11 protein-coding genes are annotated in these 18,397 nt (G+C 70.7%); 6 read left to right on the top strand and 5 right to left on the bottom strand.

Annotated elements, in window-relative coordinates; genetic code table 11:
• The first annotated feature begins 62 nt into the window (after nucleotides 1–62).
• Entirely contained in the window at nucleotides 63–2,111 is a 2,049-nt protein-coding gene (locus ACFOYY_RS04565) for a sensor histidine kinase (protein ID WP_386188085.1), read from the top strand.
• 45 nt (nucleotides 2,112–2,156) lie between these two features.
• Here the strand turns inward: ACFOYY_RS04565 and ACFOYY_RS04560 are convergent, their stop codons facing one another.
• Nucleotides 2,157–2,585: an STAS domain-containing protein gene (locus tag ACFOYY_RS04560; RefSeq protein WP_386188082.1), complete on the bottom strand. Its 429-nt coding sequence runs from the start codon at nucleotides 2,583–2,585 to the stop codon at nucleotides 2,157–2,159.
• Between the two features lie 109 nt (nucleotides 2,586–2,694).
• Nucleotides 2,695–4,491, bottom strand: coding sequence for a SpoIIE family protein phosphatase (locus ACFOYY_RS04555; RefSeq protein ID WP_386188080.1), 1,797 nt, complete (start codon nucleotides 4,489–4,491; stop codon nucleotides 2,695–2,697).
• Between the two features lie 367 nt (nucleotides 4,492–4,858).
• Between ACFOYY_RS04555 and ACFOYY_RS04550 the strand changes: the two genes are divergently transcribed.
• Together ACFOYY_RS04550 and ACFOYY_RS04545 are read left to right on the top strand one after the other, a co-directional pair.
• Nucleotides 4,859–9,028: a SpoIIE family protein phosphatase gene (locus ACFOYY_RS04550; protein WP_386188077.1), complete on the top strand. Its 4,170-nt coding sequence runs from the start codon at nucleotides 4,859–4,861 to the stop codon at nucleotides 9,026–9,028.
• Nucleotides 9,028–9,324: an STAS domain-containing protein gene (locus tag ACFOYY_RS04545; RefSeq protein ID WP_386188074.1), complete on the top strand. Its 297-nt coding sequence runs from the start codon at nucleotides 9,028–9,030 to the stop codon at nucleotides 9,322–9,324. The genes ACFOYY_RS04550 and ACFOYY_RS04545 overlap by 1 nt, the downstream gene beginning before the upstream one ends.
• Nucleotides 9,325–9,376: 52 nt before the next feature.
• Here ACFOYY_RS04545 and ACFOYY_RS04540 read toward each other — a convergent pair whose 3' ends face one another.
• The gene (locus tag ACFOYY_RS04540; RefSeq protein WP_362914857.1) at nucleotides 9,377–10,552 is read right to left on the bottom strand and encodes a zinc-dependent alcohol dehydrogenase; all 1,176 of its coding nucleotides are present in this window, start codon (nucleotides 10,550–10,552) and stop codon (nucleotides 9,377–9,379) included.
• Nucleotides 10,549–11,091: an SRPBCC family protein gene (locus ACFOYY_RS04535; protein ID WP_352015624.1), complete on the bottom strand. Its 543-nt coding sequence runs from the start codon at nucleotides 11,089–11,091 to the stop codon at nucleotides 10,549–10,551. Before ACFOYY_RS04535 ends, ACFOYY_RS04540 begins: the two co-directional genes overlap by 4 nt.
• A 501-nt stretch (nucleotides 11,092–11,592) precedes the next feature.
• Between ACFOYY_RS04535 and ACFOYY_RS04530 the strand changes: the two genes are divergently transcribed.
• From ACFOYY_RS04530 to ACFOYY_RS04520, 3 genes are all read left to right on the top strand, one after another.
• Nucleotides 11,593–13,179 (top strand): flavin monoamine oxidase family protein, encoded by a 1,587-nt coding sequence (locus ACFOYY_RS04530; protein ID WP_386188069.1) that lies wholly within the window; start codon nucleotides 11,593–11,595, stop codon nucleotides 13,177–13,179.
• A gap of 237 nt (nucleotides 13,180–13,416) precedes the next feature.
• Nucleotides 13,417–16,458 carry a S8 family serine peptidase gene (locus ACFOYY_RS04525; RefSeq protein WP_386188066.1) on the top strand — a complete coding sequence of 1,014 codons (3,042 nt, stop codon included), beginning with the start codon at nucleotides 13,417–13,419 and terminating at the stop codon, nucleotides 16,456–16,458.
• A 225-nt stretch (nucleotides 16,459–16,683) separates the two neighbouring features.
• Complete coding sequence (locus ACFOYY_RS04520) at nucleotides 16,684–17,118, top strand: hypothetical protein (protein WP_386188064.1); 435 nt, start codon at nucleotides 16,684–16,686, stop codon at nucleotides 17,116–17,118.
• 118 nt (nucleotides 17,119–17,236) lie between these two features.
• On the opposite strand, the gene ACFOYY_RS04515 is transcribed toward ACFOYY_RS04520, so the two are convergent.
• Nucleotides 17,237–18,136, bottom strand: a complete 900-nt coding sequence (locus ACFOYY_RS04515) for a hypothetical protein (RefSeq protein ID WP_362914850.1) — start codon at nucleotides 18,134–18,136, stop codon at nucleotides 17,237–17,239.
• Between the last annotated feature and the right edge of the window lie 261 nt (nucleotides 18,137–18,397).

Below are 18,397 nucleotides of genomic sequence, written 5' to 3'. Positions count from 1 at the left end.
TTGTACCGCCCCAAAGGCACACTAGGGTCAGGCGAAAACAGGCGCCGGAAAGCGGGAGTGGGATGGCGTGGGCAGCCAGGGCGGTCACCGTCGTCCTGGCCGTGGTGTCTCCGTTGCTCGTGACCGCGGCCATATGGATCTACGCGACCCTCCCCGAGGAGTGGAAGTCGCCCGAGACCGTCACGCCGCTGACGGCGGCGGGGGTGACCTTCCCCGCGGTCGGCGCGTTCCTCATCGCGCACCGGCCCAGGCTCAAGCTGGCGTGGCTGATGTGCCTGGGCGGGCTCGGCGGCGCCGTACACGACTTCTGCCAGGCGATGATGCTGCTGACCGCCTCGCACGGGAACCTCACGCTCGCGGGGTTCCTGAGGTTCGCGGTGTATCTGGGCTGGGGGGTCTCCGGGCTCGCGCTGGAGATGCTGCTGCCGCTGTACTCCCCGGACGGCAGGCTGCCCTCGCGGCGCTGGCGGGCGGTGGTGCTGCTCGGCGTGGTGTCCACCGTCGCCGAGACCACCCGCCAGTTCATCCGGCCCGACCCGCCGCTTGAGGGTTACCTGTTTCCTGCGGTCATCCACAACCCGCTGCAGATCCCCGAGCTGGCGCCGTACCACCAGACGATGCTGGTGGTGAACTGGACGGGGATCCTGGCGACGCTGCCGCTGGCGGCGCTGTCCATGCTGCTGCGTTTCCGCGGGGCGGACCCGGAGGTCAGGCGGCAGATCGGCTGGCCGCTGTTGGCGTTCGCCGGGTACATCGTGTTCATGTTCGTCGGCGTCGCCGCGCCGGAGCTGACCTGGCTGTCGATCCTGTGGGCGATGCTCATCCCGGTCGCGCTGCTGTTCTCGGTGATGCGCTACCGGCTGTACGGCATCGACACCATCGTCAGCCGGACCTTCGTCGCGGCGGGGCTGCTGGCCGTGGTCGGTGGGGTCTACTTCGGCGTGGCCGCGCTGTCGAGCCTGCTGGTCTCCGGCCTCGACCAGATCGCCGGGCTCGCCGCGGCCCTGTTCACCGGCGCGTTCTTCCAGCCGTTGCGCCGGACGCTGCAACGGTCCATCGACCGCCTGCTCTACGGTCCGGTCGGCGACCCGCGTGTGCTCGCGGAACGGCTGGTCCAGGAGGTACGCCGGGGGGATCCGGCGCAGGCGCTGGCGTCGGTGATCGGCGTGCTGCGTGAGGGCCTGGCCGTACAGGGGGTCACGGTCGAGGTGACCGGCGGCGAGCCGGGACAGCGGGTCGGCGTGGCGAGCGCGACCAGCGGGCAGATCGGCGACGCTCCCCGTGAGGTGCCGCTGGTCTGGCACGGCGAGCGGGTGGGGCGGCTGCTGGTCGGACCGCCGACCCCGCGCCGCTTCCCCGCCGCGCACGACGAGCGGGTGCTGGCCACGCTGGTCCCCTACGCGGCCGACGTGGCGCACGCGCTGCGGATGTCGGCCGACTTGCAACGTTCCCGGGAGCGCATCCTGAGCACCAGGGAGGAGGAACGGCGGCGGCTGCGCCGTGACCTGCACGACGGCCTCGGGCAGACGCTCAGCGGGCTGGCCATGACCATCAACATGGCCCGCCTCAGCCTGAAGACCTCCCCCGACGCCGCCGACGGGCTGCTGCGTGAGCTGCGCTCCGGCATGGACTCGGTCACCGGCGACATCAGGCAGCTCGTCTACGGCCTGCGCCCGCCCGCCCTCGACGACCTCGGGCTGGCCGCCGCCGTACGGGCGCTCGCCGAACCCGCCACCCCCGAGGGGCCCGTCACCGAGGTGAGCGTCGAGGGCGAGCTGGACGACCTGCCCGCCGCGGTCGAGGTGGCCGTCTACCGGATCGCGCAGGAGGCGCTGACCAACGTCCGGCGGCACGCGAACGCCACCCACGTCCGGGTCGAACTGCGCCGCGAACCCGAGGCGCTGCGCCTGCTGATCGTCGACGACGGCGCCGGGCTGGCGCCGGATCGCCGCGCGGGTGTCGGCCTGACCTCCATGCGCGAGCGCACCGCGGAGCTGGGCGGGCTCTGCCTCGTCAGCGGCGGCCCCGGGGAGGGCACCACGGTCGAGGTGACGCTCCCCCTTCCCGCGGTCCCCTTCGCCGACACGCGGCCGGTGCCCCAGCACGGGTAACCGGTCCCGCGGCCCGGGGTCCGGGCGTGGCGCCGGCCGAGGGCCTCACAGGGAGGGCACGTGGCCCTGGTCGTTCGTGGAGCGCTCCCGGGCCTCGTCGAGCGCCTGGGCGAGGCTGTCGCGGATCATCAGGATCCGCGACAGGCCGGTCAGGTCAAGGACGTGGCGCATGAAGGGCTGCGGGGCGACCAGCAGCAGCGTCACCCCCCGCTGCTGGGAACCGGTGAAGGCGGCGATGAGGCGGCTCAGGCCGACCGAGTCGCAGAAGGTGGTTCGTTCCAGGTTCAGCAGCAGGTGGTCGCCGTCCAGCTCCTCCCACAGCCTGTCGATCACGGCGCCCAGCACGGGAGAGGTGTCGTAGTCCAGCGCACCGGACACGTGCACGATCGTCGGATAGCCGTCTGTACCGGCCTCCACGATGAAGGCCTGCTGCGCCTGCCCCGTCTGGTCGTTCTGGTCGGCGTGGTGCGACATGGCTTCCCTTCCACTGACAGGCGCCCCCTGCCGGTACACGGCTCTGGGACCACGGTAAGGCACATCCGGGCGTCCTGTGCGCCGCGCCGGCCCCGGGTGCCCACCGGGCTCAGACATGCGGACGGAGCGGGACGCGTACGGCGAGCATGGCGACGTCGTCGTCGGCCTTCGGCCCGGCCATCTCGTCGGCCAGTGTCTCCAGCAGCTCGGGCAGCGGCCGCTCCCCGTGGGCGGCCAGCAACGCGCGGGTGGTGCCGATGGCCTGCTCGACGTCCCGGCCGGGCCGGTCGACGAGGCCGTCGGTGTACAGCAGCAGCGTCGAGCCGGGCACCAGGTCCATGCGGTGGTCGGTACGCGGTGGATGGCCGAGACCCGGATAGAACAGCACGTCGTGCTGGTCGAGCCGCCGGGTGCTCCGGTCGGGCAGGAGCAGCAGTGGAGGCGGGTGACCGGCGTTCGACCAGGTCAACGCCCATCCGGCGGCGCCGTGCTCCAGACGGGCGTGCAGGATGCTGCCGGTCGCGGGCAGCCGCAGGCTCAGGCAGGCGTGTTCGAGAGCGGTCAGCGCGGCCGCGGGCCCGAGCGCGGGATGATCGAGTACGGCCTGGCGAAGCATGCTGCGCACCTGTCCCATCAGGGCGGCGGCCCGTATGTCGTGGCCGGTGATGTCGCCCACGGTGATCGCCAGGGAGGACGTCACCGGCCCGCCGGGGACGCCGGGCAGCGGGAAGCTGTCGTACCAGTCGCCCCCGACCATGTCGTCGGTGGCGGCGGGCCGGTACAGGGCGGCGCTGTCCAGTCCGGGCGTGGCGGGCAGGTCGGTCAGCATGGCGCTCTGCAGCTGACGGGCGACGGTGATGCGTTCGCCGAGGAACAGCGCGCGTGCCACGGTGTGCGCGGTGTAGCTGGCCAGCGCGTTCAGTGTCGCCTGTTCCACCAGGTCCGGCTGGTGGTGCCGATTCCAGCCGACCATGAGCACGCCGACCGGGCCGCGGCTGGCGATCAGCGGCAGGCACACCGCCGAGGTCAGGCCCAGGGAGTCGAACGCGGCCACCGCCTCGGGGCTGTACCGGGCCGCCAGGTCCTCCCGGCTGGGGATGGCGATCATCCGGCGATCGCGCAGCGCCCGTGCCGAGGGGAAGGGCGCCTCGGTGTCGTACTGGCCGAGGACCTCCTCGACCTCGTGCGGGCCGTCCGTGTCGGGCACCCGCGTCAGCCTGCCGTCCCGCAGCAGGCTCAGTCCGATGTAGTGCGGCGCCAGGGCGCCGATCACCAGGTGGCGCAGTCGCTGCCGCACGTCCTGGACGCTGGTGGCCTCGGCCATCTCCTGGGAGGCGCGCAGCAGCATCGCGGCGTTGGCCTGGGCGGTCGCGCGCGCCTCCTCCGCGGCCGCGCGGGCGTCCTCCGCGGCGCGGGAGGCCAGGCGCAGCCGCAACTCACTCGAACACGCCGCGGCCAGGTCGGCCAGGTCGGTCAGTTCCGCGTCGGTCCACCGGCGGGCGGTGGTGTCGACCGCGCACAGCGACCCCAGCACCCGCCCGTCCTCGTCGGTCAGCGGCATCCCCGCGTAGGCGACCATCCCCAGCTCGGCGACGGCCGGGACGGCGCGCACCCGCTCGTCGAGGCGGGCGTCGGTCAGGACCAGCGGTTCGCCGTCCGTCACGACGTACCGGCACAGCGAGTGCGACAGCGGACTCTGCCGGCTCTCGGCCCATGGTCCTGTCAGGCCTGCCAGGCCGGGGAAGACCTGACGGTCTCCCTCGACCAGGGACACCAGCGCCACCGGTGCCCGCAACGTCCGGGCCACCAGAGCGGCGAAGCGCTCCATGTTCGTGTCCGCCCTGGCCGACAGGCCGGTCCGTCCTCGCTCTTCGCACCGCCTGTCCTCGGCGCCCTTGGTCGACATCGGTGTTCACCTGTCTTGTGTGATGCTTACTGGTCGTGGCGACGAGCGCCGAACCGGTTACTGCCCATGGACGGCCGATATGTGCCTGCGCTCCGGGGTGGATTCTCCTGCCCCGGGCCCTCAGGCCCTGGCCACCGTACTCCCGAGGGGTGCTTTTCGTACCTCGTCGGCCCGGCCACACGCACCGAAAAAAGACCGAATTGTCCTACAATGGGCGAAAAAATAATACAGCGGCCAAGGTAGCGGGGCGATGCCGGTGTTTTCTTCCCCACATCGGCAAGAGAACGGGACGTGCATCATGGGCCGTGGACGCGACCGGGACGAGTGGCGGCTTCGGGATCCGGTCAGGTGGGTGAAAGGGCGTTCGGTGACGCGTTCTGAAGACGCTGGGCGTGAACCGTCGGTGACGGCGGGTGCCGACGTGTTCGCCGTCGACGGCGAGATCGGCGGTGATCTCGCCCTGGTTGACTGGGAGGCGACCCCCCTCGGGTCACCGGCTCGCTGGCCGCAGAGCCTGCGGACGGCGGTGAGCATCCTGCTGTCGTCCCGGTTCCCGATGTGGATGGCCTGGGGGCCGGACCTGACGTTCTTCTGCAACGCCGCCTACCGGCGCGACACGCTGGGCCGCAAGTACCCGTGGGCGCTCGGCCGCCCGGCGAGCGAGGTCTGGGCGGAGGTCTGGGACGACGCCGGTTCCCGGATCGACACCGTGCTGTCCACCGGCAGGGCGACCTGGGACGAGGCCCTGCTGCTGTTCCTTGAGCGTTCGGGGTATCCGGAGGAGACCTACCACACCTTCTCCTACAGCCCCCTGCGTGACGACGACGGCCAGGTGGTCGGCATGTTGTGCGTGGTCAGCGAGGACACCGAGCGGGTCGTCGGCGGACGGCGGATGGCGACGCTGCGAGACCTGGGCTCCGACCTCAGCGTGGTGCGCACCGAGCAGGAGATGCTCGCCTTCACCGGCAGGCAACTCGGCCGCAACCTGCGGGACCTTCCCTTCACGCTGACCTACCTGTTCCAGGACGACGGCTCCGCCCGGCTGGCGAACGCGACCGGCGTCGCCCCCGGGCACCCCGCCGCCCCGGCGGCCCTGCCCGCCGGGGACGCGGACGGAGTGTGGCCCGCCGCGACACTCGCCCAGGGAGAACCGGCGCTCGTGGACCTCGGGAGGGCTCCGTTCACCGCCCTGCCCACCGGGGACTGGCCACAGCCGCCCACGCAGGCACTGGTCCTGCCGCTGCTGCGACAGGGCGGCGGGCCGTACGGGTTCCTGGTGACCGCGCTGAACCGGTACCGGCCGCTGGACGACGGTTACCGCGGATTCGCCGAGCTGGTCGCCGGGCACATCGCGGCGGGGGTCGCCGGCGCCCGCAACTACCAGGCCCAGCAGCGGCGGGCCGAGGAACTGGCCGAGCTCGACCGGGCCAAGACCACGTTCTTCTCCAACATCAGTCACGAGTTCCGCACCCCGCTCACATTGATCATGGGGCCGCTGGAGGAGCTGCGCGGGCAGCTCGCCGAGGCGGACCCCCGGATACGCGAGGAGCTGGAGACCGTCCACCGCAACGGGCTGCGGCTGGGCAAGCTCGTCAACACCCTGCTGGACTTCTCCCGCATCGAGGCCGGCCGTATGCGGGCCCGCTACCGGCCGGTCGACCTGGCCGCCGTCACCTCCGACCTGGCCAGCGTGTTCCGCTCGGCCGTCGAGAAGGCCGGTCTGTCCTTCGACGTCGACTGTCCCCCGCTGGACGATCCGGTCCACATCGACTACGGCCTGTGGGAGAAGGTGATCCTCAACCTGCTCAGCAACGCGCTGAAGTTCACCTTCGACGGCTCCATCCGGGTCCGCGTGCGCGCCTGCGACGGCCACGCCGTGGTCACCGTCGAGGACACCGGCATCGGCGTGCCCGCCGGGGAACTGCCCAGGCTGTTCGAGCGCTTCCACCGCATCGAGAACACCCGGTCCCGCTCCAACGAGGGAAGCGGAATCGGGCTGGCCCTGGTGTGGGAGCTCGTCGGTCTGCACGGCGGCACCATCACCGCCGACAGCGTCGAAGGAGAGGGCACCACCTTCACCATCCGTCTGCCCTTCGGGCACGCCCACCTGCCCCCCGAGGCGTTGACCCCGGCCACCGGTACGGCCCCGCCCCTCGCCGGGCCCCTCTCCGTGACCTCCGCCGCGGCCGACCCCTACCTGCAGGAGGCGCTGCGCTGGCTGCCCGACGATCCGGCCGCCGGGACGACGGAGGCGGCGGGGACGGCTCCGGCCTCCGACCCCCCGGCACGGGTGCTGATCGCCGACGACAACGCCGACATGCGCGAGTACCTCGCCCGCATCCTGCGGGGAGCCGGTTACCTGGTCGACGCGGTCGGCGACGGACGGCAGGCCCTGCGGGCCGTCCGCACGACCACTCCCGACCTGGTGGTCAGCGACGTGATGATGCCCCACCTGGACGGCCTGGGGCTGGTCGCGGCGCTCCGGGCCGACTCACGCACCGCCTCTGTTCCCATCCTGCTGTTGTCCGCCAGGGCCGGACAGGAGGCCTCCATCGAGGGCCTGCGGGCCGGTGCCGACGACTACCTCGTCAAGCCGTTCACCGCGGCCGAACTGCTGGCACGTGTACGGGCGAGCGTGGAACTGGCCCGGTTGCGCGGCCACCACGCCCGCTGGCGCACCGCGCTGATCGACTCCCTTCGGGAGGCGTTCTTCGTCTGCGACGAGAACGGCGCGGTCATCGAGATCAACGCCTCCTTCGCCGACATCCTCGGCTACGGGGCCGACGGCCTGCCGTACGCGCCCGCCCATCCCTGGTGGCCCGACGCCGAGACCGATCCCGAGGCGCACCGGCAGGTCGCCGAGTCCTTCGCGGACCTGCTCGGCCGGGGCCGGGGCAGCCACACCCTGCCCGTCACCCACCGCGACGGGCACCGGCTGTGGATCAGCGCCACCTTCAACCAGGCCCAGGACCCGGAAACCGGCCGCAGGGTGACCGTCGGCACCTTCCGCGACGTCACCGCGGAGCACTACGCCGTCCAGCGGGAGATCGCCCTGGCGTCGCTGAGCACGTGCCTGTCCCGGGCCACCAGCCTGGACGACGCGCTGCGCGGCGCGCTGACCGAACTGAAGAACCTCTGGCGCGCCCGGTCGGTGCTGGCCGCCGTCTTCGACGGCGACGACGAGCCGGCCCTGACCGCAACCGACGGCTCACCCGTCTGGCGGCTGCTGCCCGAGCGGCGCCGTGACGCCCTCACCGAACTGCGCGGACGGCCTCCGCTCTCCTCGGTGACCGACCGCACCGGGGCCGGCGTCCTCCTGGAGCACCCCGAGGGCCCGCTGGCCCTGTGGATCGACCTGGGTGACCACCGGCCCTTCACCGGTGAGGACCAGCTGCTGCTGTCGTTGCTGGCCGGGCATCTCGCCCAGGGCCTGGTCCGCGCCCACCAGATCGACCAGCAGCGCGAGACCGCCCTCGCCCTGCAGCGCGCCATCCTCGGCCCCTCCAGCCTTCCCGACGGTTTCGCCGTCCGCTACGAACCGGCCACCCCTCCCCTGGAGGTCGGCGGCGACTGGTACGACACGGTCGCCCTGCCAGACGGCCGCATCGGCATCGTGGTCGGCGACTGTGTCGGCCGCGGGCTGGAGGCGGCGGCCGTCATGGGGCAGCTGCGCAGCGCCTGCCGCGCCCTGCTGCTGCAGGACGCCCGGCCGGGCCGGACCCTCATGGCCCTGGACCACTTCGCCGCCGGTCTCCCCGGCGCGAGGTGCACCACTGTCTTCTGCAGCGTCCTGGATCCGCACACCGGGCACCTGACCTACTCCAGCGCCGGGCATCCACCGGCCATCCTCGCCCACCCCGACGGCACCGTCCGCCTCCTGTCCGAGGGCCGCTCCGCCCCGCTGGCCGTCCTCCCCGGCAGGGCGCGTCCCGAAGGCGAGTGCGACATCCCCGCGCGCGCCACCCTGCTGCTGTACACCGACGGCCTCGTCGAGCGCCGTCGCCGCCCCCTGACCGCGGGCATCGACCAGGCGGGCGCGGCGGTCCAGGCGGGCCGGAACATCGCCGTCGACGATCTCGCCACCCAGGTCATGACCCGCCTGGCCCCGGAGGGGGGTTACGACGACGACGTCGCCCTGCTGCTGTACCGGCACCCCGCTCCCCTGGACGTGGTCTTCCCCGCTGAGTCGTCCCAGCTCGCACCCATCCGTACGGCCCTGCGTGGCTGGCTCACCCAGTGCAGGCTCTCCCCACCGGTCCTGCAGGGCATCCTGCTCGCCGCCGGTGAGGCGTGCGCCAACGCCATCGAGCACGGGCACCGCGACGCCCCCGGCGGCACGATCCGCCTGCGTGCCGAGGCCTCCGTCGACGATCTGCGGCTCACCGTGACCGACAGCGGCCACTGGAAGCCTCCCCGTCCCGAGATCAACGCCCATCGCGGCCGTGGCATGGCCCTGATGCGCGCCATGATGCAGCACGTCACCGTCACCCCGGGTTCCACCGGAACCACCGTCGACATGCACACGAGGATCACCTGATGGCCACACCGCTCACCCTGGTCCCCGATCTCCGCCCGGACGGCGTCGTCCTGCTGACGGCCGTCGGTGAGATCGACATGAGCAACACCGACGTCCTCGCCGCCGCCCTCGAACGCACGACGGGCGCGGTCGTCCTCGACCTGACCTCCGTCGGTTACCTCGACAGCGCCGGCCTGTCGGTCCTGTTCGCCCATGTCGACCGGATCGAACTGATCGCCCCTCCTCTCCTGCTCCCCGTCCTGAACATCTCCGGGTTCACCGACCTGGCCCCCGTCCACGCCTCGCCGGGCGTCTGACCCCCGCCCTCGGGGGGCGGGGTGCTCCGGCGGCGTGGCGCCCAGGGCCCTCTCAGGGCTTGAGGACGACCTTCTCGCAGTCCTCCCGCTTGTTCTTGAAGATGTCGAAGCCGTACGGCGCCTGTTCGAGCGGCAGGGTGTGGGTGATGATCCGGGTCGGGTCGAGCTCGCCCCGTTCGACCAGCCTCAGCAGCGGCTCCATGTACCGCTGCACATGGCACTGCCCGGTGCGCAGGGTGAGCGACCGGTTCATCCACGCCCCCGCGGGGAACTTGTCGACCAGCCCGCCGTACACGCCGATGACCGAGACCACTCCGCCGCTGCGGCACGACAGGATGGCCTGCCGCAGGGCGTGCGGACGGTCGGTCTCGGAGCGGACGGCCTGCTTGACGCGGTCGTAGGCGCCGATGTGGGCGCTGCCGTGCGTGGCCTCAAGGCCGACGGCGTCCACGCACTTGTCCGGGCCGCGTCCGCCGGTCAGCTCCAGCAGCCGGGAGCGGACATCGGTCTCCTCGAAGTCGACGGTGGTGTGGCCCGCCTCCTCGGCCATGCGCAGCCGGTACGGTTCCCTGTCGATCGCGATGACCTCGGCCGCGCCGAGCAGTCTCGCGCTGTCCATGGCGAGCTGCCCGACCGGGCCCGCGCCCCACACGGCGACGACGTCGCCGGGCTGGATGTCGCACATCTCGGCGCCCATGTAACCGGTGGGCAGGATGTCGGACAGGAACAGCACCTGCTCGTCGCTCAGCTCCGACTCGATCCGCAGCGGCCCGACGTCGGCGAACGGCACGCGTGCGTACTCCGCCTGCCCTCCGGCGAACCCCCCGGTCAGGTGCGAGTATCCGAAGATCCCGGCGACCGGGTGGCCGAACATCTTCTCCGCGATCCCGGCGTTGGGGTTGCTGTTCTCACAGCACGAGTACAGCCGCGCCGCGCACGCCGCGCAGGCGCCGCAGGCGATCGGGAACGGCACCACGACGCGGTCGCCGACACGCAGCCGCGACGGGTCGACGCCGTTCCCGACCTCGACCACCTCGCCCATGAACTCGTGGCCCATGACGTCGCCGTCCTGCATCGTCGGCACGTACCCGTCGAGGAGGTGCAGGTCGGAACCGCAGATCGCGGTCGAGGTGATCCGGACGATCGCGTCACGGCCGTTGAGGATCGTCGGGTCCGGCACGTCGCGGACCTCGACCTTGTTGCGTCCGGCCCAGGTGTTGGCCCTCATGCCCCCGCCCCCTTCGCGAGTTCCTCCGCCGACAGGGGCCGCGCCGGACGCTGCGGGAACTCCCGGCGGGCGCGTTTGCCCCAGGGCGCCCCGTCGGATCGCATCACCTCACCGGTCTCCAGAACCTGCTTCAGCCTGCGCAGGTCGTCGTCGAGCTGCTGGTGCGGCTCCTCGCCGAAGTATCTGGCGACCGCCTTGCCGAGCGGGCCGCCCGGGATGTCGTAGACGAGCAGTACGTACACCTCCGTGCTCACGCCGTCCGGGGCCGGCGCGAACCGGACCCTTCCCGCGTTCGGCACGTCGGCGTCGCCGGTCGAGCGCCAGCCGATCAGCTCTCCCGGCACCTCGTCGGTGATCTCGGCGTCCCATCCGACCGTCCGGTCGAACGGGGCGCTCGCCGTCCAGTGACTCGTCCGTTCGCCCGTGACACGTACCTCGTCAAGGTGGCACATGAACGTCGGGAGGTTCTCCAGGTGACGCCAGAACGCGTAAACGTCCCGCGCCGGTTTGCGGATTGTCGTCGTGGCCGTCAATTCCATGGCTCCTCCTCTCCTGACTTCAGGTGCTACCGACCTCAGGGAGAGTTACACCTGTTGAGTGAGGAATAGTCGGATATATCCATATATTTCCGGTGCAGGCGAGCCACGAGGGCGCCACGCGGGGCGAGGGCGGCGGAAGTCCCTGATCGGCGGCCCACCCGGCGAGAGCGGGCGACGACAGGGGCCGTCCCCGGCGAACGGCCATGCCCCGCCCGCCGAGAGAGCGCGCAGAAACCATCAACAACCACTACAGAAACCGTCAATGACATTCCCGTCATAAAACGACAAACTGGCCTCGCACCTCCCCAGAACCTCGTGCTTTCCCGAGAGGCGCATCTGGAGAACAGGCGTATCGGACCCGTCGAGCTCAGCGCGTCGACGCCTCCCGGTTCGTGACCCCGGCCAGGTCGCCGCCAAGCGGCTGTGGGCTCTCTCCCGCCCACGCTCCGCCGGGCGGCGCCCCACCGATCCCGACGCACTCATCCCCGTACTGGAGGGCGTATGTACCGTGATCGACTGACACGCCGGGCGTTCGTGAACCTGGTCGGACGCGCCGGTGGCGTGGGAGCCGCGTACGGGACGCTGACGGCGATGGGCCTGCTGGCCGTACCCGAGGCCTACGCCGGACGGCCGGACCTGGCACGACACGGCGGCGGGCGGGGCGTCAAGGTCGCGGTGATCGGCGCCGGCGTCTCCGGCATGGTCGCCGCGCTCGAACTGTCGGCCGCGCAGTACGACGTGCGGGTCTTCGAGGCGCAGGAGCGGGTCGGCGGCCGGATCAGGACCTACCGCGGCGGGGACACCGTCGTCGAGAACGGCTCGGTCCAGCGCGTCGACTGGGACCGCGACCCGGGCCTCTACTTCAACGCGGGGCCCGCCAGGTTCCCCCACCACCACGAGGCGCTCCTCGGGTACTGCCGCGACTTCGACGTCCCCCTGCAGGTGTTCGTCAACGACAACCGCGCCGCCTACCTGCACGACGCCGCCGCGTTCGGCGGACGGCCGCAGCGCGCCCGCCGGGTGATCACCGACACGCGGGGAGCCGTCGCGGAGCTGGCGGCGCGCGCGCTCAAGCAGGACCTGGACCGTCCCATGTCGGAGGAGGACCTCGCCCGGGTGCGTGACTTCATCCAGGGGTTCGGCGGGCTCGACGGGAACTACCGCTACACCGGGTCGCCTGACGCCGGATACTCCGAGCCGCCGGGGGGACCGGAACCGGGCCAGGTCCTCGAACCCCTCGACCTCGTCGAGATCTCCAAGGGCTCGTCGCTGCGCTGGCGCGCGCTGTTCAGCGAGCAGTATCCGCAGCAGTCGACCGTCGTGGAGCCGACCGGCGGCATGGACGCCGTCGCGCGGGCCTTCTACCAGCGGACCCGGCGGTTCATCACGCTCAACGCGCAGGTGACGAAGCTCAGGCGCGCCGGGTCCGGCGCCCAGGTCACCTGGCGTGACCGCGTCACCGGGCGCGTGCAGGTCTGGGACGCCGACCACGTGATCGTGACGGTCCCCCTCACGGTCGTCAACGCCATCGACAGCGACTTCTCGCCGCCCGTGAAACGGGCCGTCGAGGCGGCGGTCCCCTACTACATCCCGGCCGTCAAGATCGCGTTCCAGGCGGACCGGTGGTGGGAGAAGGACCACCAGATCTACGGCGGCATCTCGTGGAGCAGCCGGGACATCACCCAGATGTGGTACCCCAGCTCGAACCTCCACGCCCGCGAGGGCATCCTCGTCGGCGCCTACATCTGGACACACGACATCGGGAACTCCTTCTCGGCGATGACGCCCGCGCAACGCGCCGCCGCGGCCGTCGCCGACGGCGAACACCTCCACCCCGGTTACCGGAACCTGGTCCGGCGTCCCGTCTCCGTCGCGTGGCCGAATGTGCCCTTCCAGGGAGGTGCCTGGATCGACTGGGGGGACGACCTGGCCACCCGCCGCGACATCTACTCCGTACTGCTGCCGCCGGACGGGCCGTACTGGTTCGCGGGCGAACGCATGAGCCACATCAACGGCTGGCAGGAGGGCTCCATCCGCGCGGCCCACAACGTGCTCCACGGCATCCAGGCCCGCGTCACGCACGGGTAGCGCAGGCTGTACCCCGTCCCGGCAGCGGGCGGGATCGATCACGGCGTACCCCCGCCGCCATGCTTGCCCCATGACGACCGGCCCACGAGGGCCGCGGCCAGGGACCGCCTGACAGGCGTGTCCTCCCCCACCAGTGCTCCGCGGCCGAGGAAGGTCCCTCCTCGGCCGCGGGAGAGTCATGTGGACCTCCCTGAGGAGGTCCGGTGTCCCGAACTCCGGCGGACGCTAGGAGAACACATGTCCCATGCCCTACGACGTACTTCCTTATCCCGGGCACTCGTCGGCGTGCTCGCCCTGCTGTGCCTGCTCCTCCCCCAGAACGTGGCGAACGCCAAGCCGTACGAGCCCGGCAAGATCACGGCGAAGGCCCGCGCGAGCCTGAAGGACGGCAAGGCCGCCCTCTGGGTCCGGCTGAAGGGTGAGGCCGACCTCAGCCCCGCGTCCAGAGCCACGACGAAGGCCGCGAAGGGCAAGGCGGTCTACGACGCCAAGACCGCCTACGCCGACCGGTCCCAGGCCGGGCTCCGCGCGCTGCTGACCAGACGGAACGCCGAGTTCACGCCGTTCTGGATCGTCAACGCGGTGAAGGTGACCGCCGACGAGAAGCTGGCCGAGGAGATCGCCGCCCTGCCCGAGGTGACCGCCGTCGAGCCGGTGGCCAAGATCGAGATGCCGAAGAAGCCCAAGCCGAAGCCGGACAAGGCTCGTTCGAAGGCGGCGGCCGGGGTCGAGTGGAACATCGACATGGTGAAGGCCCCGCAGGTGTGGAACGACCTGCACAACCGGGGCGAGGGCATCGTCATCGGTGTCATCGACAGCGGGATGGACTTCACGCACCCGGCGCTGATCGGGTCCTACCGCGGCACACGGGCCGACGGGTCCGTTGACCACAACTACAACTGGTTCGACGCCTACGGGGCGTGCCCCTCCGCCGCTCCGTGTGACAAGGACGGGCACGGCACACACGTGACCGGCATCGCGGCCGGTGCCGAAGGGATCGGAGTCGCGCCGGGCGCCAGGTGGATCGGCTCCAACGCCTGCGACCACGGCTGCACGACCGCGGGGTTGGCGGCGGCCGGTCAGTGGATGATCAAGCCCACCGACCTGAACGGTCAGAACCCTCGTGAAGATCTCGCCCCCGACGTCGTCAACAGCTCATGGGGCTGGCTTGAGGGGGGAGCCGACTTCAGATCCGTCGTCACCTCCTGGATCGCCGCCGGAATCTTTCCGATCTTCGCCAACGGCAACGAGGGGACGATGCGGCCGTGCGACACGAGTCGCAGGCCCGGTAAGTATGTCGAGAGCTACAGCGTGGGCAATCTCAACTCCGCCGGAGACGTCACCAGCACCTCCAGCCGAGGGCCGGGCGAGAACGGGGACATGAAGCCTGACATCTCCGCCCCCGGACAACAGGTACGCTCTTCGATGCCCGGGGGAGGTTACGCCCTCATGGACGGAACCTCTCAGGCGGCCCCGCATGTGGCCGGAGCGGTGGCGCTCGTCCTGTCCGCCGCGCCCTCCCTGCGGGGAAACGTCAGCGCCATCCGTGCGCTGCTCGACGACACCGCCGTCGACATCCCCGACACGAGCTGCGGCGGGACAGCCGACGACAACAACGTCGCCGGTGAGGGCGCCATGGACGCCCACGCCGCCGTGCTGGCCGCGCCGGACGACCCGCTCGGCGACCTGCACGGCACCGTCACGGCGAACGGTCAGCCCGTGCCCCACGCCGACGTGAGGGTCACCGGCCCACTCGGCCGTACGGCGGCCGGCGGCCAGGACGGCGTCTACTCCCTGCCGCGTCTGTCTCCCGGTTCCTACCAGGTCACCGTCTCCAAGTTCGGCTACCAGGACTTCACCGGGACGGCGACCGTCACGGACGGCCAGACGACGACCTTCGACGCCACGCTGACCATGAAGCCGAAGGGCGTCGTCTCGGGGACGGTCACCGTGGCGGGCTCCCCGCTGAAGGACGCCACGGTCGCCGTACCCGGCACGACGGTCACGGCGGTTACCGGCGCCACGGGTCACTACCAGATGGAATTGCCGTACGGTTCCCACCTGCTGCGGATCAGCGCCTCGCTCTGCGAGACACCCACTGACGAGCAGATCACCGTGGCCGGGACCCTGACCAAGAACATCGGCCTGCAACCGCGCGGTGACACCTTCGGCTACACCTGCAAGGTCGGCACCGAGCCGTACGTGGCGGGCACCCAGGCTCTCGCGCTGGCCGACTTCACACCCAAGCGGGTGGCCCTGCCGTTCCCCGTGCCCTTCTACGGCACGTCGCGAAGCGAGGCGTGGGTCACCTCCGACGGCTTCGCGAGCTTCATCGAGACCCTGTCCACCGGCGACGCACACACGACGCTGCCGGACAGTTTCACACCCAATCTGGGGGTTTATCCGTTCTGGAGTGAGGACCTGAGAATCGAGAACGGCTCCGACGTCTACACCGCCACGGTCGGCACCGCCCCTCACCGATCCTTCGTGATCGAATGGCGGGACGTCTCCGTCGTGACGCTGGGTCCAAGGATCTCCTTCTCCGCCCTCCTCGGTGAGGACGGCACGATCAGCTACCGCTACAAGGACCTGGACGGCTTGGTCGAGCGGGGCCTGAGAGCCACGGTCGGCATCGAGAACGCCGACGGCACCGACGCGCTGCTCTACTCCTACAACACGGCCTCCCTCACCGACGGGCAGAGCCTGACGTTCGTCGCCGCCGACCACGGCGTGGTGCGCGGTACGGTCACCGACGCCAACGACGGCCGGCCGGTGGCCGGGGCGACGGTGACCTTCCCCTACGTCGCCACGTTCACCACCGGCCAGGACGGCGCCTTCTCCGGTCAGATCCGGGCCGGGAACCACACCGCGCAGGTCTCCGGGGAGAACTACGGCACGACCACCCGGCAGGTGACCGTCGTCGCGGGCGACAGCACCACCATGGACACCGAGCTGATCACCGGAAAGGTCGTCGCCGCCCCCACCCAGGTGAGCCTGACCGCCCCGCCCGGCACCACCAGGACCGCGACGGTCACCCTCACCAACCAGGGCTGGCCGACCCCCTACGACGTCACCGCCGAATCCGCCCAGTCCGGCTGGCTGAGCGTCTCGCCCCTGACGGGCGGACTCCTCAAGAACCAGTCGGCGACCCTGACCGTCACCGTCTCGACCGCCGGTCTCGCCCCCGGCGACACGCGGGAGGGGGAACTCGTCATCCACTCGACCAGCGCGCGCCAGCCGGTCATCAAGGTCCCGGTGACCCTGACGGTGCCCGAGTAACCGGGTCGTCCGGGATTCCCGGTCGTGCGAAGCTCGTCTCCCCACTCATCCAGATAACCGGGAACCAGGGCTTCCTCCCGAAACAGCCGTCATGAAGATGACGGTGAACACCGCGGGCCTTGAGTTGTCCCGATCGATCGCCAGGTGGCTCCTCTCCATGATGAGGAGCCACCTGAATCCTGTTCCGCATGGATACGGTCGCCGGCAGCCCTAGGGTGCGATCTCATGAGACGAAGCACGTGGACCATGTGGACGAGGTCGGCGCTCGTGCTGGTGCCGGCCGTCCTTGGGGCCGCCTTGGTCATCGCTCCCATCTGGCGGGACACGGTTCGTCTCGAAGCCTTCCGCGAACGCGTTCTCGACCTTCCTCTCCCGCCACGGACGCGGAGCGTCTATTCGACGGACCGTGACGTGGTCTTCGGACCGAACCTGGTCGGCGGTAGCGGGTCCTCCTGCGACTACCGCGTCAGGCTCACGCTCCGGACGGCGCTGACGCCGCAGGAGATCCAACGCTTCTACAGAAACGTGTCGGTCGCGGGAGCCGAGACGAGGGCGGAGATCTCCCTCTTCTTCGAAGACGAGGAAGTCGCCGGTGGCCACCGGTTCGTCCTTGAGGCGTACGACTCCCACGACTGGGACGGAGACTGGCGCTGCGCCTGACCGCCCCTCGCGTACGGCCCCGGCGAACGTACAGGAGTCCATCCAAGGCATTACGGAAATTTCCTGAAATACGCAGACGATCCCCCCGGGGCCGCACCCGGAGGGGATCGTTCGGCGTTCAGAGGGTGCAGTTCTTCTGGGTGTCGGTGCGGACGCTTCTGCCGGTGAACTCCTCCAGGATCGCGATGTTCGCCGGGGAGTAGTTGGTCGCGGTGATCCGGTCGGCGTCGGCGCTGCCCAGCTTGCCGGTGTACGGCGCCGACTTCTCCAGCCAGTAGGCCGTGCGCAGGAACTGGGTCAGGACCAGCTCACGCAGCTTCGGCTCGTTCTTGATCCTCGTCCAGTAGTCGGGGTGCCTGCTCTTGGCCACCCGGAGGTAGAGCAGCAGGTAGCGCAGGTTGGTCGCGGCGATGTCGCGGGCGTTGCTGGCGCCGATGCCCCTGATGTACTCCTGGAGGACCGTCACCGCGGGCAGGCCCGTCAGTCCGGCGTTCAGCTCGGCCAGCACACCCTGGAGGTGATACTCCCCCTGGGTCCGGTCACGCAGGTAGATGCCGTCCATGGAGTCGCTGAGCCGGTCCTGGATCAGCGGCAGGATCTCCTTGCGGGGGAACCCGTCGTACAGCGGCACGACCGTGTCCTGCCGGGAGGCGTTGATCCAGGCCGCGGTGTGCACGTTCCACCTGGTCCGCGCCGGGTCGAGGTCCCACATGTGGGTCTCCTCGTGGATCGCCACCATCATCGACTCGGCGAAGGCCTCGAAGCTGCTCGTCTGGACGAACTGGGTCCAGTACTTGTCCCTGGCCTGGGCGACGGCCAGCGCTTGGCCGCTCGGCCACCGCCTGCCGTACACCGCCTGGAGCGTCTGCATCCAGTTGGACGAGGTGAACCTCGCCCTGAGGTCGCTCACGTCCGCGGTCGGCTGTGAGGGTTCCTCGTAACAGTAGGGGGCGGCAGTGACGGTGGCGGAGGCGGTGGTGGTCACCGCCAGCGGGGGAAGCGCGAGAAGCGCGGTCACGAGAGACAGAATGCGTTTTCGACTCACCGGGCCCTCATTCCTGAGTGGACGCGCCGCCGGGCAGGCAGGGCACGGACGGCCGCCGCTCTTTCGTCGTCACGGTGGATCGTATGAACCCGGTTTTCCTAGGGAAAATCCCATTTCGGGATAACATCATCGAGTGCCCACCCGGCCCTGACCGCCGTCCGCGCAGGTCAGAACCGGTGTTCAGGGCAGGTCGGTGAAGCGCTCGATCTGCTTGGTCTTGCCGGAGACGATGAT

Source organism: Streptosporangium jomthongense, assembly GCF_042650425.1.
Lineage (GTDB): Bacteria > Actinomycetota > Actinomycetes > Streptosporangiales > Streptosporangiaceae > Streptosporangium.
The sequence above is the reverse complement of the archived record's forward strand: the minus strand, read 5'-3'. Positions and strand labels throughout refer to the sequence as shown.